Here is a 19,727-nt window from a genome sequence, read left to right on the forward strand (position 1 = left end):
CGATCTTTTGGGTGAGTTCACTCACCGGGTCAGTGCTAACCCCTTGACATCCCAGCCGTTCGTGAAAGCATTCACAAGCACCCCAAAACGACCGCTGACAACCGGCGTGCCCTTGTGCGCGCCTAGCTGAGGAGTAGTTCCAATGGACTGGCGCCACCGCGCGATCTGCCGCGACGAGGACCCCGAGCTGTTCTTCCCCGTTGGGAACAGTGGTCCCGCGCTGCTTCAGATCGCCGAGGCGAAGACCGTCTGCCGCCGTTGCCCCGTCGTATCCGACTGCCTCGCGTGGGCGCTCGAGAGCGGCCAGGACGCCGGCGTCTGGGGCGGGATGAGCGAAGACGAGCGCCGCGCTCTCAAGCGCCGCAACGCCCGCACGCGGGCCCGCAGCAACGCCTGACCAGGCAGTTAGCCGCGACAAGCTACATATAAGTAGAAGCCCGACACCGTGCCAGGTGTCGGGCTTCTTCTTTGTTTGCACACCCTCCCGCATGACCACGTGAGACCGCTGAGGCTGGTCGTCACGTGTGCACGGCGTTAGTTTAGCGCCGCCCTCTGAGCGGTACGCGCAGGACCGCCTCTGTACCGCCTCGAGGCCTGCGCCGCAAGCTCAACGAGCCCCTCAGTTCGGAGTCGACGAGGGTCCGAACGATCTGCAAACCGAGACGATCCGTGCGCTCCAGGGAGAAACCGGGCGGAAGCCCCTTGCCGTCGTCGGAGATCGTCACGTCGAGCCACTTGGCTGACCGCTCGGAGTGCACGACGACCTCTCCGCGCTGGCCAGGGGCGTAGGCGTGCTCGAACGCGTTCTGCACGAGCTCGGTCAGCACCATCACGAGCGGCGTCGCGATCTCGGCCGGAACGATCCCGAAACCACCCTCGCGGCGGACCTTCACCTGGGTCTCGGTGACCGCCACGTCGCTCATCATCGGGATCACCTTGTCGACCACGTCGTCAAGATCGACTCGCTCGTCCACGGACATCGACAACGTCTCGTGCACGAGTGCGATGGAAGTCACACGCCGCACCGACTCGGCGAGCGCCTCCTTGGCCTCCGGGTTCGTCAACCTGCGACTTTGCAGCCTGAGCAACGCGGCCACGGTCTGCAGGTTGTTCTTCACCCGGTGGTGGATCTCGCGGATCGTGGCGTCCTTGGACATCAACGCTCGGTCGCGGCGGCGCACCTCGGTGACGTCGCGGCACAGCACGATGGCGCCGGCAGCCTGTCCGCGTGGCCGTAGGGGCAAAGAACGGAACAGTACTGCGGCACCGCGCCGTGACTCGGCCTCCATGCGCATGGACGGCTGCCCGTCCAACGCCTGCCGGATGCGTTGAGCGACCTCGGTGGCGTCGAACGGGTCGCCGATCAGGCTGCGCGTCAACGGCGCGAGATGCACGCCGACCAGGTCTGACGCGTGCCCCATGCGGTGGTAGGCCGACAGCGCGTTCGGCGAGGCGAACACCACCGCACCGGACGGGTCGAGCCTGATCAGGCCGTCACCGACGCGCGGGCTGGTGTGCACGTCCGGGGACGGTTCGGGCGCGGGGAACGTGCCGTCCGCGATCATCTGGCACAGGTCGGCCGCGCTGCCCAGGTACGAGATCTCCAACGGCGACGGCACGCGCGGCACCGCCAGGTTCGTGCTGCGGCTCAGCACCGCGATGACCTGGGCGCCCAGCCGCACCGGGATGGTTTCGCGGCGCACGGGCACGCCCAGGTGCCAGCGAGGGTCCTCCTCGCGGCAGATCCGCGACTCGTCCATCGCCCTGCGCAGCTGCGGGTGCTCGTCCGCGTGCACCTCGCTGCCGACCACGTCCTCCGGGTGGGCCGTGGGCGCCGTCGTCGGACGGGCCTGGGCGACGCAGAGGAAGTTCTGGTCGTCCAACGGCACCCACATGAGGAAGTCCGCGAACGACAGGTCGGAGAGGAGCTGCCACTCGGCGACGACCAGCTGGAGGTGGTCGACGGCGGCGCCGGAGAGCTTCGTGTGCTCAGCCAGCAGGTCCGTGAGCGTAGACAGAACTCCTCCATGAGAAACTGGTGGGTGAAGCAGTTCTGATCCTAGGAGACACCCATGTCGAAGCGTGCTCGCAAGCGCCGCGACCGCAAAAAGGGCGGCGCCAACCGAGGCAAGCGCCCCAACGCCTGAGTGCTGCGAAAAGGCCTGGACACCATGACGGTGACCAGGCCTTTTTGTCTTCTCACGAGGACACTCAGTCCTCGGTGCGGATCTCCACGATCGTGGCTCGGATGCGCGCCTTCAGGTCGGCGGGGGCGTAGTCGCCGCCGCACTTGCGGGCGAGCAGCGCCTTGAGGTGCTCCTCCAGCCCGAACTGCTCCAGGCACGGATGGCACTCGTCGAGGTGCGTCTGCAGTGCCGCCCTGCGGGTCTGGTCGCACTCGTGGTCCAGGAACAGCCAGACCTCGGAGAGGACTTCCGAGCAGTCGGTGTCGTGGGGTTCGCCGCAGTTCATGACGCGTCTCCGTTGTTGCCTCGGAGGAATCCACGTTCGCGGGCGACGTCCGCCAGCATGTCGCGGAGCTGGCGACGGCCCCGGTGCAACCGGGACATCACCGTGCCGATCGGGGTGCCCATGATGTCTGCGATCTCCTTGTACGCGAAGCCTTCGACATCGGCGAGGTAGACCGCGATCCGGAACTCCTCCGGCAACCGCTGCAATGCTTCCTTGACGTCGCTGTCGGGCAGGTTGTCGAGTGCCTCGACCTCTGCGCTGCGCAGCCCGGACGAGGTGTGGCTCTCCGCCTGCGCCAGCTGCCAGTCAGTGATCTCGTCGGTCGGCTGCTGGATCGGCTGGCGCTGCTTCTTGCGGTAGCCGTTGATGTAGGTGTTGGTCAGGATCCGGTACAGCCAGGCCTTGAGGTTCGTGCCCTCCGAAAAGGACGCGAACGCCGAGTAGGCCTTGAGGAACGTCTCCTGGACCAGGTCCTCGGCGTCAGCCGGGTTGCGCGTCATGCGCAGGGCAGCCGAGTAGAGCTGGTCGAGCATCGGCATCGCGTCGCGCTCGAAACGCGCGGCTCGCTCCGCCGTCGTCTCCGTCGTGCCGGTGGCGGGCACCGCGCTCCCTTCCCACTGGATCTGGGTCGGGTCCGACTCTACGCGGGGCCGCTCGAGCATGTTCGTAGCCACGTCCCTCGTAACAACGGAGGTGCTGGTAGTAATTCCGCATGGCCGGACGTGGGACGCCCGCCACAGCGCTGCTGGAGAAGCAGCGGGTGGCGCACACCTTGCACTCGTACGAGCACGACCCCCGCCACGAGTCCTACGGACTGGAGGCGGCCGAGGCGCTCGGGCTGGTGCCGGAACGCGTGTTCAAGACGCTCGTGGCCGACGTGGACGGCAAGCTCGCGGTCGGCGTCGTGCCGGTGACGTCCCAGCTAGACCTGAAGGGTCTCGCCGCGGCGCTGAAGGGCAAGAAGGCGAAGATGGCCGTGGTCGCCGACGCCGAACGCGCGACGGGTTACGTCGCCGGCGGCATTTCTCCACTCGGGCAGAAAAAGCGCCTTCCGGTTGTGCTCGACGAATCGGTTTCGCAGTTCGACACGATTTTCTGCAGCGCCGGCAGGCGTGGTCTCGAAGTCGAGATCACGCCTGCCGACTTGGTGCGGTTGACGAATGCGGTGGTCGCGCGAATCAGCGCTTAGCTGACCGGCATCATCACGCCGCTCAACTGAACGGGCGTACCGACACTCGACGGCCAGGCGATCTTGACCGAGTCGCCCAGGCTGCCCTGACCCGGCAGGTCGAAGCGGATGAACGCGGGGGTCACCTGAGGATCCTTGCGCGGCGAGCCGACGTAGACGGCAGCCTCGCCGTTGGCGTCGACCAGCGCCTCGGTGTACTGCCCCTGGCCACCCGTCAGCGAAACACCCATGTCACGGCCGTCGGCGTCGAGGAAACGCACGTTGCTGAGGCGGCCACCGATCCGGCAGGAGACACCCTCAGCGGCGACGAACCTGATCCGGTGCGCAGTGGTGGCGCTCGACGGCGAGCGCATGTCGTTGGCGCTGATCACCAGATCGCTGCCGGTGCACCACGGGGTCTCCGCCGAACTGTTCGACTGCGCCTGAGCAGCCAGAGTCCCCGCGCCGGCCAGAAGTGCGGCGCCGGCAACTACGACAGCAGTCTTGCGGAACGCGTTCACTTGTTCTCCCGAATTCACGACGATCTGCGATTTCCCTTACGCCCTGAGGTGACGTCGCCGATCCCCATTCGGTTGTCATCGAGAACGAAACTAGTCCTGCAGGATGATTCCGTCTCGATTGGTGCTATTCGCCCGTTTGGCCGTCGATCGACTCCCTGAGCAGGTCGGCGTGGCCGTTGTGGCGGGCGTACTCCTCGACCATGTGGGTCAGGATCCAGCGCAGGCTCATCCGGCGGCCGTCCTTCCACGGCGCGCGCTTGGACAGCTGGCCGAGGTCGCCGGTTTCGAGGGCTTCGGCGACGGCCTTGCGCGCCCGTTCCACGTCCTCCTGCCAGAGGGAGACGAGCTGCTCGGGGGTGTCCTGCGCGGCCGAGTGCCAGTCCCAGTCGTTGTCGGCCTTCCAGTCCACGGTCGCCCACGGCCCCAGCGGCTCACGGTCGTGCAGCACGACGTGGAACCACTGCTGTTCCACGTACGACATGTGCTTGAGGATGCCGCCGAGCGTCATCGACGACTTCGCGGTGGTCTGGTTCAGCTGCTCGGCGGTGAGGCCGGCGGTCTTCCACGCGAGGGTCGCTCGTTGCCACTCCAGGAAGCCGTTCAGGGTGGCGAGCTCATCGCCGTCCATGGGTGGTTCCGGCCGGCCGTGCTCGTCGAAGTCGGTCATGGGCGTGATCCCAGCCGAAGCCGTAGAGTGCGACCACATGGTTTAGACCAATCGGGAGGCCGCCGTGCGCATCCTCGACCTCGACCGCTCCGGGCTCGCCGCACTCCGCGGACCGGAACTCTCCCGCGCAGTCGCCGCATCCGAGGGCCGGACCATGGTCGCCGAGGTGTTCGCCGACCGCGCGGCACTGTCGTTCGACGGCCAGACCGGCGTGCACAACGCCGAGCTGATGGCCGCGTTCGGCGCCGACGTCATCGTGCTGAACATGATCGACCGGGTCTGGGACGGCACCATGTTCCGCTTCCCCGGCCTCGGTGAGTTCGCGAGCCTTGCCGAGCTGGCCGCGAAGATCGGCCGTCCGATCGGGGTGAACCTGGAGCCCGGCACCGTGCCCGAGTTGCGGAAAGCCTCGAAGGACAACGCCCAGAGGCTCGCCGACGCCGGCGCCGCGCTGATCGTGCTCACCGCCAACCCGAGCACGGACGGTTCGCTCGACGGCATGGCCCGCGCCACCGAGCAGCTCGGGACCGGGGCAGGGCTGTGGGTTGGCAAGATGCACCACGCCGGTCACCCCGAGCCCATCACCGCGCAGAAGCTCGGGAACCTCGTCGACGCGGGCGCGGACGGCGTGATCCTCCCGATCCCCGGCACGCTGCCCGGCATCACTCGGGAAGCCGCCGCAGAGGTGGTTCAAGCCGTGCATGCGAAAGGCGCGGTCGTCATGGGTGCGATCGGCACGTCACAGGAGGGCGCGCACACCAACGTCGTGCCGCAGCTGGCCCTCACGGCCAAGGAAATCGGCGTCGACGCACACCACATCGGCGACTGCTTCCTGCCGGGCATGGGCGATCCCGAGCTGCTCTACGCGTACTCGGTGGCCGTCCGCGGCCGCCGGCACACGTGGACCCGGATGGCGCGCTAATCCAGCGGCCTGAGCACGCGATCGAGCCATTCCCCGACGGACCGGCCCACGTCCGCGACGGACGCCTTCAACGAGTGGTCGCCCTTCAGCAGCACCACTTCACGGTGGAGGGCGCGCGGTGGCTGGCCGAACGGGTCGTTCTCGCCCTGCACGACCAGCGTGGTGACCTCGACGCCGTCCAGCTCGGCCATGCGGGACTTCTCCGGCTTGCCCGGCGGGTGCACCGGGAACGCCAGGCACAGCACCGCGACCGCCTGCCCCTCGACCGACGTCCGGCAGGCCACCCGCGCGCCTGACGACCGGCCCCCGAACACCAGGGGCAGGCCGTCGAACCAGCGTTCGCCGAGGTCCTCGACGACGGACAGCCAAGCCGTGTCGAGCTGGTTGGCCGGCGCCGGGGCACGACGGCCCGCGACGCGGTAGGGCTGTTCGATCAGGGCCACGTGCACGCCGACGGCATTCGCGGCGTGGCACGCGGCCACCAGGTCCGGTGCCTCGACTCCGCCACCGGCGCCGTGGCCGAGGAGGAGCGCTGCACGCGGTTCGTGGGCACAGTGCAGTGAGGCCCGCGCGGGGCCGTGCGGCGTGTCCACCAACAGAGTCGTCACGACGTCTCGAACAACGTGGGTGAGGGCTTCTCGTCTTCGGCGAGCGAGACGCGGTCGATCAACGAGGCGTTGTTGTTCTTCACACTGTTCACCGCCGTCGACACAGGACGCAGCTCAAGTGCGTCAACGATCGAAGGGTCCGGGGTCAGCAGCTCGGACGGGTCCAGCGACGTCGGGTCGAGCCACGCCGACCAACGGTCCCGAGGCAGCAGCAACGGCATGCGGTTGTGCACCTCGGTCATCGCACCGATGGCGTCCGTGGTGAGCACCGCGCACGTCACGGTCGGAACGTCATCCTTCCACCACACGGACCAGATGCCGGCCATCGCGAGCGAGGTGTCGTCCCCGAGCGTCATGAAGTACGGCTGTTTGCGCCCCTCGCCCGGCTGCCATTCGTACCAACCGGCGGCGGGGATGATGCAGCGGCGCTTCATCGCGGACTGCTTGTAGGCGGGCTTGGTGAGCACGCTCTCGGCCCGCGCGTTGATCATCTTGGCCGCGCCGGAGAGGTCCTTGGCCCAGTGCGGGACCAGGCCCCAGCGCATGACGCGGAGGCTGCGCTCCAGCTCCTCGCTGTCTGCGTCTTCTGCGGGTTTGCGCTCGACCACCGCCATGACGTGCTTGGTGGGAGCGATGTTGTAGTCCGCCCCTGGCGCCTCGTCGCCGGTTCCGTCCACCGCGTCGAACTCGGCCGCCAGCAGCGCCGGGTCCTTGGTGGAGGCGTACCTACCACACAAAACCGATCACCTCCGAAGTCGTCATCGTCGCACGTCGGGAACACCTGTGCGAGCCGCCCCGGGGAGGTGACCGCCAGCCTTTGCCCCGTCCTTCGCCGTTCAGACGGTTGCATCGCGGTGCCGGCCCCGCGCCCTCATATCGGACATATGGGGGCGCGGGGCCGGTACCGCGAGGCGACCTGCTGGGCGCCGGAGGGCGCGGTGAAGGCTGGCGGTCACCTCCCCACCCCGATGCGGGATCATTCGTGCATGACTCAGCACTGGTCAGCCCCCAGCGCACCCGGTCCAGTCCACTCGACGGTGCCGGTGCCCGGCTCGAAGTCGATCACGAACCGCGTCCTGGTGCTCGCAGCACTGGCCGACGGCCCGTCCACCGTGCACGCGCCGTTGCGCAGCCGGGACACCGTGTTGATGGCTGCCGCGCTCTCTTCGTTGGGCGTCGGTTTCGTCGATCGCGAGGACGGCGGCTGGGACGTGACGCCCGCTCCGTTGCGCGGTCCGGCCGAGGTCGACTGCGGTCTCGCGGGCACGGTCATGCGGTTCCTGCCGCCCGCCGCCGCGCTGGCCGAGGGCGAGATCAGGTTCGACGGCGACCCGCACGCCCGCACGCGGCCGATGAGCACCGTGCTGGGTGCGTTGCGTTCGCTGGGCGCGGACGTCGAGGGCGACGCGCTGCCGTTCACGTTGCGCGGCACCGGATCGCTGCCCGGTGGTGAGGTCACGATCGACGCGTCGGGCTCGTCGCAGTTCGTGTCCGGGCTGCTGCTGTCCGCCGCCCGTTACGACAAGGGCGTGACGGTGCGCCACGCCGGCAAGCCCGTGCCTTCGTTGCCGCACATCGACATGACGGTCGAGACGCTGCGGTCGGTCGGGGTGCGGGTGGAGACCGACGCGAACGTCTGGCACGTCGAGCCCGGCCCGATCGTGGCTCGCACGTGGCACGTGGAGCCGGACCTGTCGAACGCGACGGTGTTCCTGGCCGCGGCCGCGGTGACCGGTGGCGAGGTCACGATCCCGCATTGGCCGGCGCGAACCACCCAGCCCGGTGACGCGGTGCGCGGCATCCTCGAGCGCATGGGCTGCACGGTCGAGGTGTCGGAGCAGGGCCTGACCGTGCGCGGACCCGAGAAGCTGTCCGGTTTGGACATCGACCTGCGCGACGAGAGCGAGCTGACCCCGACCGTCGCCGCACTGGCCGCGCTGGCCGAGGGGCAGACGATCATCCGCGGGGTCGCGCACATCCGCGGCCACGAGACGGACCGGATCGCGGCACTGGTCAACGAGATCAACGGCTTGGGGGGCAACGCCTCCGAGACCGAGGACGGGCTGATCATCAACCCGGCGCCGCTGCACGGTGGCGTCTGGAAGGCCTACGCGGACCACCGGATGGCGACCGCGGGCGCGATCATCGGGCTGGTGGTACCGGGCGTCTCGGTGGACGACATCGGGTCGACGACCAAGACGATCCCCGACTTCCCAGGCATGTGGGACGCCATGCTCGCGGGGGCGCGTTGACGTGAGCAAGCGGGACTGGCGCAAGCTCGACGAGTCCGACGTGCGGGTGCGCCCCGGCAAGGGCACGCGGCCGCGCAGCAAGAGGCGACCGGAACACGCCGACGCCGAGAGCGCGATGGTGATCGGCGTCGACCGGGGCCGCTGGACGTGCGCGTTGGAGTCCGGTGTCGTCGTCACCGCGATGCGTGCGCGCGAACTCGGCCGCACGCCCGTGGTGGTGGGCGACCAGGTCGGCATCGTCGGTGACACGTCGGGCCAACCGGACACGCTGGCCCGCATCGTGCGCGTCGAGGAGCGGACGTCCGTCCTGCGCCGGACCGCGGACGACACCGACCCGTTCGAACGCGTCGTCGTCGCGAACGCCTCCCAGCTCATCATGGTCGTGGCGCTCGCCGATCCACCGCCGCGCACGGGTTTCATCGACCGGTGCCTGGTCGCCGCGTACGCCGGTGGCCTGGAACCGGTGCTGTGCCTGACGAAGTCGGACCTCGCGTCTGCGGACTCGTTGCTCGCTCTGTACACCGAGCTCGACGTACCGGTGATCGTGACGCGGTTCGACGAGGAGCCCGCGGTTCTTCGTTCGCGGCTGACGGACACGGTGTCGTGCCTGATCGGCCACTCCGGCGTCGGCAAGTCCACTTTGGTCAACCGGCTGGTACCGGACGCGAACCGCGCGGTGGGCGTGGTGTCCGGCGTCGGCAAGGGCCGGCACACCTCGACGCAGGCCGTGGCGCTGCGGCTGCCTGAAGGCGGCTGGGTCGTGGACACGCCGGGCATCCGCTCGTTCGGCCTCGCGCACATCACCCCGGACGACATCGTGAAGGCGTTCCCGGACTTCGCCGAGGCCGCCGAGGAGTGCCCGCCCGGCTGCGGCCACCTCGGCGCACCCGAGGACCCCGGCTGCATGCTGGACGAACTGGTGCCGGACGCACCGGGCCGGCTGGCGTCGTTGCGCCGGTTGCTCGCATCTCGTGCCGGGCTGGACGAACACGGGGACTGAGGTTGCTCCGGTCAGTCACACTCTTCGCGTGAAGAGACACCTGGGGGTGGCCGCGCTGCTGGTAGCGCTGGCCTCGTGCGCCGCGCAACCGGCCGCACCGCCGAGCACGACCGCCACGACCAGTACGCCAACATCGACGGTGACCACGACGTCTCCGCGCATCGACATACCGCGCAATCTCGCGGGCGTTGACCCGTGCAAGCTGTTCTCCGAGACCGACTTCACCCGCAACAAGTACGGCCCGTTCTCCCTCCCGCCTGCGCCCTACGAGAAGATCCCTGGCAGCTGCGCCGCCACGGTGAGCACCGGCGGGCCCGACGACCTCGTCGTTCTCGTCGGAGTGCTGCCACGGACCTACGACGCGGAGAAGGCGAACAACCCCAACGGGCACCAGGGCTTGATCGGCGGTCACCACGTCTGGTTCTCGTGCGGCGGCACCGCGGACAACCGATCCTGCGCCGCGTGGGCGTCGATCGCGCCCGACCACACACTCATGGTGTCGCTGGGAGGTAAGAACATGAACGAGTCGCGTCTGTTGCTCAACACCCAGGAGCTGATCACCAACGTGATCGACCGGATTCCGAGGGCGTCGTGAAGCATCTCTGGACGGCTCTGCCGCTGGTGGTGCTGACGGCGTGCACCGCAGAGCAACCCGCTGCCCCGAAGTTCGAGGACGCCGACGTGTGCGCGCTGCTGCAGTCCGGCGACGCGGGCAGCCTCAAGGGAACAGCGAAGAGCTCGCGGGCGTGTGACTTCACGTTCGACTCGCTGACGGTCCGCCTGACGCTGCGCACCGAGAAGTTCGCGGACGCGTCGCAGCCGTTGCAGTCCGACGGCGGCTACGGCGCGGTGGTCAACGACCACCCGATGACGCGCCGTTGCACCGATGCGTCCGGGACGGTGACGTGCGATGCCGTTGTGGAGGTGCGGGACGGTCAGCTCATCGGGCTGAAGGTGGTCCAGCGCAGCCACGACGCCAACGCCGTCGGGCAGGTCACGCAGGGATTGGCGTCGAAAGCACTGGAAAGGCTGCCGAAGTGAGGATCTGGTTACCGCTGCTGCTGCTCGCGCTTGCGGCGTGCGCGCCGACGGTCCACGTGGTCGAGGACAAGCGGCCGACGTTCGCCGATGTCGACGTCTGCACGCTGTTGAAGGACAACGACGTGGAGGGGCAGAAGCTGACGGGCACGACTGCGACCGGCAAGCGGTCATGCGAGTTCGTGTTCGGCAAGGACGAGGGCGCGGTGTCGGTCCAGGTGACGCTGCTCGCGAAGTCCTGGAGCGACGCGACGAGTTCGCTCTGTCCGTCCGACCTCGGCTGCAACGCCCAGTCCACCAAGGTCAACGGCCGATCGATCGCGCACAGGTGCGACGGGTCCGGATCCGTCCAGTGCGACGGCTTTGCCCAGGCCGGGGAGCAGAAGCTCGTGAGCCTGGTGGTGAAGCGGTCGCCGGACTCCGCGGAAGCGCTGGGCCGGCTCACGGACGACATCGCACAGAAGCTGCTGATCCAGAAGGCTGTCACGTCCTGACATACGCTGCCGGCGTGAAGCGCTTGATCCCCTTGCTGCTCCTGCTCGCCGGGTGCAGCAGTGCACCGGTGGCGACGACGACGCCGTCCAGCACCACCGAGACAACGACGACGACGGTCACCACGACGTCGCCGCGGATCGACACGCCGCGCAAGCTCGTCGCCGACCCGTGCCAGCTGCTGACCGCCGCGGACTTCGACACGCCGTTGAGCGGCACACCGCAGCCGTACCCGGACATGCCGCGGTCCTGCGCCTTCCGGGAGGGCAACGGCACCGAGTCGGACCTGATCGTCCTGGTGGTGTTCGCGGACGCCTACGCGCGACCGGCGAACTCCTTCGAGATGCTCATCGGCGACGGCCACACGGCGTCGTCGTCGTGCGCCACTGGCCCGGACGTCGTCGAGTGCACGACGCACGTGGCGGTCAACGCGACCGAGTCGTTCAAGGTGATCGCCCACCTGCGGAAGGGCAACGCCGACCAGGTCGCCGCGATTTCGCAGGGCAAGGCCCGCCAGGCGTTCAAGAGGCTTGTCACGTCCTGACGCGCTTTCTCGTCCACCTGTCATGAAGGTATTCGTGATCGGTGCGTCGGGTGTGCTCGGACGAGAAGCGCTGCCGCAGCTACGAGCAGCGGGACACGTGGTCGGCGTGCTGGACCGGCACACCACCTCGATGTTCGACGTCGAGCAGCTCACGGCGGCGTTGACGGGCTACGACGCCGTCATCAACCTCGCCACCCGCATCCCGCTCAGCGCGAAGGCGGTCTTCGCGAGCGCCTGGGCGGAGAACGACCGCATCCGCACCGAGGGCAGTGCAGCGCTGGTCGAGGCGGCCTCCAGAGCAGGCGTCGCGCGGATCGTGCAGGAAGGCATCTCGTTCGTCTACGCGGACGGCGGCGATCGCGAGCTGGACGAGTCCGCGCCGCTCAAGCCGGTCGGGCACATCGCCAGCTCGGTCCGGGCACAGGAGAACGTGCTGCGGCACCCCGGTGGCGTGTTCCTGCGCATCGGGTTGCTGACGGGCGGCGAGGCGCAGTCGCCGCCGGTGCTCGTGGGCGACGGCTGGATGTCGGTCGTGCACCCCGGTGACGCGGCCGCCGCGGCCGTGGCCGTGCTGGCCGCGCCTGCCGGGATCTACAACGTCGGGTCGCCGGTGTTGAAGCGGGACATGGGCATCACGCGGCTGCCCAAAGCCTTGGGCAGGTTCGCGGCGTCGTTCGAGGTGTTCGGCCGGTCGCAACGGGTCGTGAGCACGAAGCTGGCCGAGGCGACCGGCTGGAAACCTCGCTAACCCATGTGCGGGTACTGGTGATCCGTCGGCGGCACCAGCGTTTCCTTGATGGCGCGCGGGCTGGTCCAGCGCTGCAGGTTGTAGATCGAGCCCGCCTTGTCGTTGGTGCCGGAACCGCGCGAACCGCCGAACGGCTGCTGCCCCACAACGGCGCCGGTCGGCTTGTCGTTGATGTAGAAATTGCCGGCCGCGAACCGCAAAGCCTTGTGCGCCTGCGCAACGGCGGCGCGGTCGCGTGCGAAGACGGCGCCGGTCAGCGCGTACGGCGTGGAGTTGTCGATGGTTTCCATGATGTCCGGGAAGTCCGCGTCCTCGTAGACGTGCACGGCGAGGATCGGGCCGAAGTACTCCGTGGTGAAGATGTCGTGCCGCGGGTCGCTGCCGAGCAGCACCGTCGGGTCGACGAAGTAGCCCACCGAGTCGTCGCACGTGCCGCCCGCCAGCACCTCCACCGAGGTGGACGCGGACGCCATCAGCAGCGCCTCCTTGTGCTTGGCGAACGCGCGGTGGTCGATCACCGCGCCGCCGAACGCCGACAGGTCCGTGACGTCGCCGTAGGACAACGACTTCGTGACGTCGAGCAGACGTTCGCGGACCTCGCTCTCCCACAGCGAACGGGCGACGTACGCGCGTGAGGCCGCCGAGCACTTCTGGCCCTGGTACTCGAAAGCGCCGCGGACCAGTCCAGTGACGAGCGCCTTGGGATCGGCGGAGGCGTGGGCCAGCACGAAGTCCTTGCCGCCGGTCTCGCCGACGACCCGCGGGTAGGAGCGGTAGTGGTCGAGGTTGCCCGCCATGGTCTGCCACAGCGCCTTGAACGTCCGGGTGGAGCCGGTGAAGTGCAGGCCGGCGAAGTACCTGTCCCGCAACGCCACCTCGCTCACCGCGTGGCCGTCGCCGGTGACGAGGTTGATCACGCCGGGTGGCAGGCCGGCCTCCTCCAGCATGCGCATCGTGAAGTGCGCGGCGAGCTGCTGCGTCGGCGACGGCTTCCACAGCACCGTGTTGCCCATCAACGCCGGCGCGAGCGGCAGGTTGCCGGCGATGGCGGTGAAGTTGAACGGCGTGATCGCCACGACGAACCCGTCCAGCGGCCGGTGGTCCATCCGGTTCCACACACCGGGACTGCTGACCGGCTGCTCCTCCAGGATGCGGCGGCCGAAGTGGACGTTGAAGCGCAGGAAGTCGATCAGCTCGCACGCCGAGTCGATCTCGGCCTGCTGCACGGACTTCGACTGCCCGAGGATCGTGGCGGCGTTGAGGGTGTCGCGCCACGGCCCGGCGAGCAGGTCGGCCGCCCGCAGCAACACCGCGGCACGTTCGTCGAACGGCAGCTCCTGCCAGCCGGGTGCGGCGTGCTGCGCGGCCCGCATGGCGTCCGCGACGTCCGACTTCGTGGCCTGCGCGGTCACGCCGAGCACGTGCCGGTGATCGTGCGGCTGGACCACGTCGATCCGGTCGCCACCGCCCATGCGCTGCTGGCCGCCGATGGTCATCGTCAGCTCGTGGGTGGTGCCTTCGAGTTGCGCGATGCGTCGTTCGAGACTCGCGCGTTCGGCGCTACCAGGAGCGTAGGTGTGCACCGGCTCGTTGACCGGTTCGGGTGCAGACGTTACGGCGTCCATTCCCCCATCGTGGCACGCGGTAGTAGGGTCCGTCGGGTGGCGCGGGTGACTGGCATCGGCGGGGTTTTCCTGCGTTCCCGAGATCCTGCGCGCTTGGCGGCCTGGTACCGCGACAACCTCGGCGTGCCGATGAGCGAAAAGGGCACCGTCACCTTCCACTGGCTCGACACCGCGACGAACGAGTACCCGGGCACGACGACCATGGCGTTGTTCGCGCAGGACACCGAATACATCGGCGAGCCGCACCAACGGGCAATGTTGAACCTGCGCGTGGACGACCTGCCGTCGTTGATGGCCAAGCTGAAGGCGCGCGGGGTCGAGGTGCTGCCCGACACCGAGGACTCGGAGTTCGGGCGGTTCGGGTGGTGCGTTGATCCGGAGGGGAACCGGATCGAGCTCTGGGAGCCCGCGGAAGGCATGTGAGCGCCACTGTCGGTGGTGCCCACTAGTCTTGAAATTGGGGGTACCCGGCCGGACTCGTGTGTGTGGTGCGCGCCTATCGGGGCTACATCAGTTCCAGCACGAACGCGAGCTCCTGCGGCGCGTACCAGGCCAGCTCGTGGTCCTCCGCGCTGCCCAGGGTGAACTCCGCGTCCGGGTCGCCCATGTCCGCCGCGTCCACCACTTCCGCCGCCGCGCGCACGTCCTCTTCGGCCTCGGCCGTGTCGAGATGGACGGACGCGACGTCCTTCATCGTGGCCGAGCCCGCGACCTTCACCACCGAGTAGTCGAGGTCGGGACGCAGCGTCACGTCGTCCATGTCGACGGCGACCACCGCGCGGCGCGGCTCCGCCTTCTCGTCGCCCGCCAGCAGCCGCAGCGACGCACGGGCGGCGTCGAGCATCGCGGCGTACTCGAGCTCCTCCGTGTCGCCCGCCGCGTACGACTCGCGCAGTGCGGGCGTCAGCGCGAACGCGGTGCCGCCGATCGGAGTCAGTTCGCCGCTGTCGACGAACGTGCGCAGCATCGACACCGTGGCCGGGATGTAAACCCTCATCACGCGCTCGCCGTCCCCATCAGTTCCTCCACCGACTCCTCGACCATGGTCGCGAGAACGTCCACATCGGACATGGCGTCGCGGTCGCCGTTCAGCCCGAAGTAAACACCGCCGTCGTACGACGTCACCCCGATGGCCAGCGCCTGGTTCTTCGCGAGCGGGACGACCGGGAAGATCTCGGTCATTCTCGCCCCTGCGGCGTACAACGGCACCTGCGGGCCGGGAACATTTGTGACGATCACGTTGAACAGCCGGCGACTGAACGAGCTGGCCGCTCGCGCGCCCAGTGCGTGCAACGTCGGCGGTGCGAAGCCGGAGACCTTCACCAGCGCGTCGGCGGCGACGGACTGGCCGGATTCCTTGTGCGCGCGCATCGCGTGGCTCACGTGGTGCAGGCGGACGACCGGGTTCGGTTCACCGACCGGCAGATCGACGAGGTAGGCGCTGACGTTGTTGCCCGACTCCGGGTCGGCCTCGCGGACGGACAGCGGCGCCATCGCTCGGATCGTGGTGCTGCCGGTGACGTTCTCGCCGCGGCTGAGCAGCCAGTTGCGAAGGGCGCCGCTGAGCGCTGCGAGCACGACGTCGTTGACCGTGCCGCCGTGGGTCTTGCGGATGGCGCGCAGGTCGTCGAGCTGGGCGCGCGCGACGGCGAACCGGCGCTGCGGCGACGTGATGCGGACGTTCAGCGGGCTGCCGGGCGCGGGCGTCGCGGCGGTGCGGACGGCGGCGGCCACGGCACCGAAGGCGTTGAACACCTTCTCGACCGTGGCGACGGTGTCGAGCGCGGCGCTGCGGACGTTCTCCACGAGCTCGCCGGGCCGCTGCACGATGTCCGTGACGGCGTCGGCGACGAGCTGCAGCGCACCCGGTTCCGGCTGCGGCATCCAGAGGTTCTCGACGTTCGTCCGCGGCGACGGCGACACGTCCAGCATGACCTGGCCGATCTCCAGCGACGCGATGCCGTCGATCATGGCCTGGTGGGTCTTGGTGATGACCGCCGTCTGGTTCTTCGCGAGGCCCTCGACCAGGTAGATCTCCCACAGCGGGCGGGAGTGGTCGAGCGGGCGGGACATCAGGCGCGCGACGAGATCGTGCAGCTGGGTGTCGTTGCCCGGCTTGGGCAGGGCACTTCGGCGGACGTGGTACGTGACGTCGAAGTCCGGGTCGTCGACCCAGACCGGGCGCGCGATGCGTCCGGGGACGTGCACGACCTTCTGCCGGTAGCGTGGCACGAGACTCAGGCGTTGCTCGATGAGGTCGACGAGCTTGTCGTAGTCGAAGCCGGCCTTGGGCCGACGGAACACCGCCACGCCGCCGACGTGCATCGGCGTCGTGGAGTCCTCCAGGTACAGAAACGAGGCGTCCAGCGCTGACAGTCGGTCCGGCATGGTCGCCAGCCTAGTGGCGTTCGCGGTCCATCAGTTTTTGAAGTAGCGCACGTTCCTGCGGATCGCGGTCGTGGCGTTCGAGCCGGATGCGCGCGGCCTCCGGGATCGCCTCGATCGCCTTCGGGTCGACGTTGGCCATGAACGAGCGGAGGAAGCGCCACCGCGTGAGCTTCTTGACCGGCGCGAGGCGGGCGACGGCGAGTGACACCCAGCTGAGCGCGACGTCGAGCCTGCGGTCGCCCTTCGTTGCTGAGGCCCAGTCCAGGACCACTGGCCCTTCCGGGCCGAGCACGACGTTGCCGGGGTGCAGGTCGAGGTGCAGGAGGTCGCCGTCGCCGTTGAGGAAGTCGGGGGCTGCTACGGCGTCCAGGCGGTGGTGCAGGTCGGCGAGTTGGGTGCCGAGGCTGCCGGCGAGCCAGGGCTTGCGGCCGATCTCCTCGGACATCCGCGGGCCGGGCACGTACTGCATGACGAGCTCTTGTGGGGTGGCCTCGTGCACGCGCGGGACGGGGATGCCGTGGCCGCTCAGGTACAACATCATCTCGGCTTCGCGTCGCAGGTCACGGCCTGTGCGCGTGCGCTTGACCAGCAAGCCGTCGGACCGGATGAACACGTCCGAGTCCTGACCGCTCGCGAGATGTTGACGTTGCGCGACGCTGCGCATACCTGCCGTCATGTGACGATCATCATGCATATGATCCAAAGCACAAGGGCCGAATGGCTCTAGCCGAGCTCTTCACCCGTTTGAGCCTTCTGTGCTCGCTTCTGTCACTCTCTTCTCCGTGGAGATCTCGCCCAAGGACCGCTTCGTCACCGTCTACGGCCGCAAACCAGTGCTGGAAGCGCTGGACGACCCGGCGCTGTCGGTGGACAAGGTGGTGCTCGCCGACACGGCCCGCGGCCCGGCAGCGCGCGAGATCCTCGACGCGGCCCGTTCCCGTGGCGTCGCGGTCCAGCGCGCCACGGCACAGCGCGTGAAGGTGCTGGCGGGCAACGGAAAGCAGGACCAGGGCGTGCTCGCCGACGTGGTGGCGCCGCGCATGAAGCCGCTGTCGCTGGCTTTGGAATCTTCGGCTTTGCGGTCCGTGCTGGTGCTGGACGGCATCACCACGCCCGCGAACGTCGGCATGATCCTGCGCACCGCCACCGCCGCGGGCATCGACGGCATAGTGGTGCCGCGCCGTGGCGTCGCCTCGATCGACCCGCTGGTGGTGAAGGCCTCCGCCGGGGTGGCTTTCCGCGCGCCCGTGCTGCGCTGCGGCACCGCGGCGGAGGCCTCTGCTTTGTTGCGCGCGTCAGGCTTCCCGCTTTACGCGTTGGACTCCCACGCGTCCGAAACCCTGTATTCGGCTTCTTTCGGTGGACGCGCCGCTTTTGTGTTGGGCAGCGAAACCTCCGGAATCACCGATGACGTGCGTCCGCACATCACGTCGTGGCTGTCAATTCCCATGGCGGCTGGCGTGGAATCCCTGAACGTGGCCTCAGCGGCCGCCGTGCTCTGCTTCGAACTGGTGCGCCGCGCTCAAAGCCAGCGCACGTGATAGTCGTTGATCTGCGGGTGCCCGAGCAGTGACGTGCACTCGGCGAACGACGACGCACCCCTGACCCTGCCGACCGTGCCGTACTGGTCCCAGTAGAACCCCAGGCCGTTGGAGCAGTGCGCGACGGCCTGGAACCGGCTGGGCGCCCCGTGGTCGCAGAAGACCTCGACGCTGCGCCCGTTCCAGTGGAACTCGTCATAGCAATCGCGCGGCCCGTGCGCCTGCGCGGGTGATGCAATTGCCGTGGCTGCAATGGCGACTGCAACACAAGCGACAATTCTTCGCATTGTCTCCCCTAAGCATTCGACTACGTGCCTAATCGACCGTAGTGCTGGTTTGAATGCCGAGCAATTACGCTGCGGGGTGAACCTCTAATCGCGGAGTGCGACCGCTAGCAGGATTTCCAGCTCCTCGAGGGTGGACTCGGTCGACCGATGGTGGACGCCCACCATGCCCGCTGCTTTTGCGCCGTGAACGTTGATCGCCAGGTCGTCGACGAAGACGCACTCTGCTGGTTCGAGGGCCAGCTGGTGCGCAGTGAGCAGGTAGATCTCTCGTTGCGGCTTCGCCAGCCCGACCTCGCCGGAGATGACCGTGGCGTCGAACAGGCCCTGGTAGGTGGTCGGCGGCTGCCACCAGCCGTCCGCGTTGGAGAGCAGGGCGGTTTTGAGGCCTGCGTGTTTGGCCTTGCGGAGGGCAGTGAGGAGCGGGGGTTCCTGCGCGTTGTCCTCGCCGGGGTCGGTCAGGACGCCGCCGTAGTCGAGCACCAGGGCTTTGAGCACGTTGGGACGGTACCCACTTTCGGGTGGCGCATGTCCTGATCTGCCCGGTGCGTCGCCTGGTTCGGCATGCCCCCAGTTGTTCGTCGTTTGCCTGCCTATGAGCCGCCGGTCGGGGTGGCTTTTGTTCCGCGACCTCGGCCTCGGCCTGTTTGGGTGCCGGTTCCTGAGCCGCCGTCGCCTCGGTTGGACGCTGCCCGGTTGATCTGGGTGGTCTTGGAGGTGCTGGACGGGCGGCGGTCCGCTCGGGTGTTGCGGGAGGTTGCTGTTCCCCGGTTGGTGGCCCGGCTCTCGGCGTCGGTCCGGGTGCGGACCACTCGGCTGGTTCGGCCGCCGCGGGTTTGTCATCCGGCTCGGTTTGTTGCCGAGATTTCGGTGACTGTGCGGAGGGAGGGGCGGGTTTTGGCGGTGGCTGCTCGGGCCGAATTCCGGGGTGGGAAGTGGTGGTTGACCACGTTCTCAGTGCTGGAGTGACGGTTCCAGCGGAGGGGTCGCCTTCTGCTGGCTGGTCGCGTTCCAGCGTGGTTGCGTGGGCAACCGGACGGGCTTTGGCCCACGTTGCTATAGGAGCATCGGTTCGGCTTCGCCATCGCCGCTTGCCTTCGGCTTCGCGAGATACAGAAGGAAACCTCGTGGCTCGCTCCCGGAGAGGCGTCAACGGGTACCGCGAACAATTGAGCTAGCTACTGGTTGCCGCGCCAACGTCTGAGCTGGCTGCGGGTCGCTGCGCCAACATCGGCTCGCGACCTCGCCGGTACGCCATCACCACACCATGACTCACCATGCAGACTGGCCGCGCCGGCCGTATGCGGTGGGCTCGCCGTGCGGGCTGGCCGCGCCTCGTCGGTATGCGGTGGGTTCGCCATGCGGGCTGGCCACGCCTCGCCGGTACGCCACGGGCTCGCTGTGCGACCCGCTTGCCCACCCCGTGCCCGCCGTCAACCTGGCCCGGAATGCCGCGT

At 68.5% G+C, this 19,727-nt stretch carries 27 protein-coding genes; 14 read left to right on the plus strand and 13 right to left on the minus strand.

Annotation, left to right across the window (positions count from 1 at the left end; all coding sequences use genetic code 11):
- Positions 1-142 precede the first annotated feature (142 nt).
- On the plus strand, positions 143-397 hold the full coding sequence (locus DI276_RS29185) for a WhiB family transcriptional regulator (RefSeq protein WP_015104912.1): 255 nt from the start codon (positions 143-145) through the stop codon (positions 395-397).
- 142 nt (positions 398-539) lie between these two features.
- Here DI276_RS29185 and DI276_RS29190 read toward each other — a convergent pair whose 3' ends face one another.
- Complete coding sequence (locus DI276_RS29190; RefSeq protein ID WP_112269120.1) at positions 540-2,018, minus strand: histidine kinase N-terminal domain-containing protein; 1,479 nt, start codon at positions 2,016-2,018, stop codon at positions 540-542.
- Positions 2,019-2,072: 54 nt separating this feature from the next.
- Between DI276_RS29190 and DI276_RS53475 the strand changes: the two genes are divergently transcribed.
- Positions 2,073-2,147, plus strand: coding sequence for a 50S ribosomal protein bL37 (locus DI276_RS53475; protein WP_369809028.1), 75 nt, complete (start codon positions 2,073-2,075; stop codon positions 2,145-2,147).
- Positions 2,148-2,211: 64 nt separating this feature from the next.
- Here DI276_RS53475 and rsrA read toward each other — a convergent pair whose 3' ends face one another.
- Positions 2,212-2,472, minus strand: a complete 261-nt coding sequence (gene rsrA, locus DI276_RS29195) for a mycothiol system anti-sigma-R factor (RefSeq protein WP_112269122.1) — start codon at positions 2,470-2,472, stop codon at positions 2,212-2,214.
- The gene (locus tag DI276_RS29200; protein ID WP_198680973.1) at positions 2,469-3,134 is read right to left on the minus strand and encodes a sigma-70 family RNA polymerase sigma factor; all 666 of its coding nucleotides are present in this window, start codon (positions 3,132-3,134) and stop codon (positions 2,469-2,471) included. The genes rsrA and DI276_RS29200 overlap by 4 nt, the downstream gene beginning before the upstream one ends.
- Before the next feature lie 50 nt (positions 3,135-3,184).
- On the opposite strand from DI276_RS29200, the gene ybaK reads away from it, so the two are divergent.
- The gene (gene ybaK, locus DI276_RS29205; protein ID WP_112269124.1) at positions 3,185-3,661 is read left to right on the plus strand and encodes a Cys-tRNA(Pro) deacylase; all 477 of its coding nucleotides are present in this window, start codon (positions 3,185-3,187) and stop codon (positions 3,659-3,661) included.
- Here ybaK and DI276_RS29210 read toward each other — a convergent pair.
- Both DI276_RS29210 and DI276_RS29215 read right to left on the minus strand, forming a co-directional pair.
- Positions 3,658-4,161 carry a hypothetical protein gene (locus DI276_RS29210; protein WP_157985019.1) on the minus strand — a complete coding sequence of 168 codons (504 nt, stop codon included), beginning with the start codon at positions 4,159-4,161 and terminating at the stop codon, positions 3,658-3,660. The genes ybaK and DI276_RS29210 overlap by 4 nt on opposite strands.
- A 124-nt stretch (positions 4,162-4,285) precedes the next feature.
- On the minus strand, positions 4,286-4,828 hold the full coding sequence (locus DI276_RS29215; protein WP_112269128.1) for a DinB family protein: 543 nt from the start codon (positions 4,826-4,828) through the stop codon (positions 4,286-4,288).
- Between the two features lie 64 nt (positions 4,829-4,892).
- Here DI276_RS29215 and DI276_RS29220 point away from each other — a divergent pair, with 64 nt between their 5' ends.
- Positions 4,893-5,750 (plus strand): DUF7916 family protein, encoded by an 858-nt coding sequence (locus DI276_RS29220; RefSeq protein WP_112269130.1) that lies wholly within the window; start codon positions 4,893-4,895, stop codon positions 5,748-5,750.
- On the opposite strand, the gene DI276_RS29225 is transcribed toward DI276_RS29220, so the two are convergent.
- A complete protein-coding gene (locus DI276_RS29225; RefSeq protein ID WP_112269132.1) occupies positions 5,747-6,358 on the minus strand; it encodes an alpha/beta hydrolase family protein in 612 nt (203 codons plus the stop codon). The two genes, DI276_RS29220 and DI276_RS29225, sit on opposite strands and share 4 nt — an antisense overlap.
- Positions 6,355-7,095 carry an SOS response-associated peptidase gene (locus DI276_RS29230; RefSeq protein WP_112269134.1) on the minus strand — a complete coding sequence of 247 codons (741 nt, stop codon included), beginning with the start codon at positions 7,093-7,095 and terminating at the stop codon, positions 6,355-6,357. The genes DI276_RS29225 and DI276_RS29230 overlap by 4 nt, the downstream gene beginning before the upstream one ends.
- A gap of 249 nt (positions 7,096-7,344) precedes the next feature.
- On the opposite strand from DI276_RS29230, the gene aroA reads away from it, so the two are divergent.
- The 7 genes from aroA to DI276_RS29265 are packed head-to-tail and all read left to right on the plus strand — an operon-like array spanning position 7,345 to position 12,432.
- Positions 7,345-8,610 carry a 3-phosphoshikimate 1-carboxyvinyltransferase gene (gene aroA, locus DI276_RS29235; RefSeq protein ID WP_112269136.1) on the plus strand — a complete coding sequence of 422 codons (1,266 nt, stop codon included), beginning with the start codon at positions 7,345-7,347 and terminating at the stop codon, positions 8,608-8,610.
- A 1-nt stretch (position 8,611) separates the two neighbouring features.
- Positions 8,612-9,610 (plus strand): ribosome small subunit-dependent GTPase A, encoded by a 999-nt coding sequence (rsgA, locus tag DI276_RS29240; RefSeq protein ID WP_112269138.1) that lies wholly within the window; start codon positions 8,612-8,614, stop codon positions 9,608-9,610.
- 28 nt (positions 9,611-9,638) lie between these two features.
- Positions 9,639-10,205: a hypothetical protein gene (locus tag DI276_RS29245; protein WP_157985020.1), complete on the plus strand. Its 567-nt coding sequence runs from the start codon at positions 9,639-9,641 to the stop codon at positions 10,203-10,205.
- The gene (locus DI276_RS29250; RefSeq protein ID WP_112269141.1) at positions 10,202-10,651 is read left to right on the plus strand and encodes a hypothetical protein; all 450 of its coding nucleotides are present in this window, start codon (positions 10,202-10,204) and stop codon (positions 10,649-10,651) included. The genes DI276_RS29245 and DI276_RS29250 overlap by 4 nt, the downstream gene beginning before the upstream one ends.
- Positions 10,648-11,142: a hypothetical protein gene (locus DI276_RS29255; protein ID WP_112269143.1), complete on the plus strand. Its 495-nt coding sequence runs from the start codon at positions 10,648-10,650 to the stop codon at positions 11,140-11,142. Before DI276_RS29250 ends, DI276_RS29255 begins: the two co-directional genes overlap by 4 nt.
- A 14-nt stretch (positions 11,143-11,156) precedes the next feature.
- Entirely contained in the window at positions 11,157-11,684 is a 528-nt protein-coding gene (locus DI276_RS29260; RefSeq protein WP_112269145.1) for a hypothetical protein, read from the plus strand.
- A 22-nt stretch (positions 11,685-11,706) separates the two neighbouring features.
- Positions 11,707-12,432, plus strand: a complete 726-nt coding sequence (locus DI276_RS29265; protein ID WP_112269147.1) for an NAD-dependent epimerase/dehydratase family protein — start codon at positions 11,707-11,709, stop codon at positions 12,430-12,432.
- Here DI276_RS29265 and pruA read toward each other — a convergent pair.
- Positions 12,429-14,057, minus strand: a complete 1,629-nt coding sequence (pruA, locus tag DI276_RS29270) for an L-glutamate gamma-semialdehyde dehydrogenase (RefSeq protein WP_112269149.1) — start codon at positions 14,055-14,057, stop codon at positions 12,429-12,431. The genes DI276_RS29265 and pruA overlap by 4 nt on opposite strands.
- Before the next feature lie 36 nt (positions 14,058-14,093).
- Here pruA and DI276_RS29275 point away from each other — a divergent pair, with 36 nt between their 5' ends.
- Entirely contained in the window at positions 14,094-14,480 is a 387-nt protein-coding gene (locus DI276_RS29275; RefSeq protein ID WP_198680974.1) for a VOC family protein, read from the plus strand.
- An 82-nt stretch (positions 14,481-14,562) separates the two neighbouring features.
- Here the strand turns inward: DI276_RS29275 and DI276_RS29280 are convergent, their stop codons facing one another.
- The 3 genes from DI276_RS29280 to DI276_RS29290 are packed head-to-tail and all read right to left on the minus strand — an operon-like array spanning position 14,563 to position 17,121.
- Positions 14,563-15,054 (minus strand): DUF6912 family protein, encoded by a 492-nt coding sequence (locus DI276_RS29280; protein WP_112269151.1) that lies wholly within the window; start codon positions 15,052-15,054, stop codon positions 14,563-14,565.
- Positions 15,054-16,445: a WS/DGAT/MGAT family O-acyltransferase gene (locus DI276_RS29285; protein WP_112269153.1), complete on the minus strand. Its 1,392-nt coding sequence runs from the start codon at positions 16,443-16,445 to the stop codon at positions 15,054-15,056. The genes DI276_RS29280 and DI276_RS29285 overlap by 1 nt, the downstream gene beginning before the upstream one ends.
- Positions 16,446-16,455: 10 nt before the next feature.
- Complete coding sequence (locus DI276_RS29290; protein WP_112269155.1) at positions 16,456-17,121, minus strand: phosphotransferase; 666 nt, start codon at positions 17,119-17,121, stop codon at positions 16,456-16,458.
- A 106-nt stretch (positions 17,122-17,227) separates the two neighbouring features.
- Between DI276_RS29290 and DI276_RS29295 the strand changes: the two genes are divergently transcribed.
- Positions 17,228-17,986 carry a TrmH family RNA methyltransferase gene (locus tag DI276_RS29295; protein ID WP_112269331.1) on the plus strand — a complete coding sequence of 253 codons (759 nt, stop codon included), beginning with the start codon at positions 17,228-17,230 and terminating at the stop codon, positions 17,984-17,986.
- Here DI276_RS29295 and DI276_RS29300 read toward each other — a convergent pair.
- Positions 17,968-18,273 (minus strand): hypothetical protein, encoded by a 306-nt coding sequence (locus DI276_RS29300; protein ID WP_112269157.1) that lies wholly within the window; start codon positions 18,271-18,273, stop codon positions 17,968-17,970. The two genes, DI276_RS29295 and DI276_RS29300, sit on opposite strands and share 19 nt — an antisense overlap.
- Before the next feature lie 84 nt (positions 18,274-18,357).
- Positions 18,358-18,768 carry an HAD-IA family hydrolase gene (locus DI276_RS52470; protein WP_232836991.1) on the minus strand — a complete coding sequence of 137 codons (411 nt, stop codon included), beginning with the start codon at positions 18,766-18,768 and terminating at the stop codon, positions 18,358-18,360.
- 66 nt (positions 18,769-18,834) lie between these two features.
- On the opposite strand from DI276_RS52470, the gene DI276_RS53480 reads away from it, so the two are divergent.
- A complete protein-coding gene (locus DI276_RS53480) occupies positions 18,835-19,239 on the plus strand; it encodes an Rv3235 family protein (RefSeq protein WP_408610587.1) in 405 nt (134 codons plus the stop codon).
- Positions 19,240-19,727 lie beyond the last annotated feature (488 nt).

It is taken from the genome of Lentzea terrae (assembly GCF_003265345.1).
Taxonomy (GTDB): domain Bacteria; phylum Actinomycetota; class Actinomycetes; order Mycobacteriales; family Pseudonocardiaceae; genus Lentzea; species Lentzea terrae.